This is a genomic window from Methylobacterium sp. WL7 (assembly GCF_008040085.1).
Lineage (GTDB): Bacteria > Pseudomonadota > Alphaproteobacteria > Rhizobiales > Beijerinckiaceae > Methylobacterium > Methylobacterium mesophilicum.
This window is the reverse complement of the sequence record NZ_VRVG01000382.1, coordinates 1-446: the sequence shown is the minus strand read 5'-3', so window position 1 is coordinate 446 and position 446 is coordinate 1. Positions and strand designations below refer to the sequence as shown.

At 72.4% G+C, this 446-nt stretch carries 1 protein-coding gene; it reads left to right on the top strand.

All coding sequences use genetic code 11. From position 1 onward, the window contains the following. Positions 1-41: 41 nt before the first annotated feature. Positions 42-446: putative sulfate exporter family transporter (locus FV233_RS29895; protein ID WP_147899679.1), on the top strand; the 405-nt coding region annotated here is incomplete at its 3' end.

Here is a 446-nt window from a genome sequence, read left to right as displayed (position 1 = left end):
TTTCTTCCCTTTGCTCGGATGTCGACCGTGGAGCGACCGGCGTGAGCCCCAGATCATCGGCCCGGACGGGTGAAACCGGGACCACCGCGCGGGACGGGGCGGCCACCTCCGTGCTGCCGGGCATCGGGTTCTCGGCGAAGCAACTCCTGGAGGTCGCCGTCGTGCTGCTCGGCGCCTCGCTCAGCCTCGGGGCGATCCTGGCCTCCGGTCCGGCGCTGCTGGCCGGCATCGTCGGCACCGTGGTGATCGGGATCGGCGCCAGCGTGGGGATCTGCCGGGCGCTCGGCCTGCCGCCCCGGATGGCGATCTTGGTCGCGTGCGGCAACGCGATCTGCGGCAACTCGGCCATCGCCGCGGTGGCGCCGGTGATCGGGGCGCAGCCCAAGGACATCGCGGCCGCCATCGCGTTCACCGCGGTGCTCGGCGTGCTGATGGTGCTCGGGTTG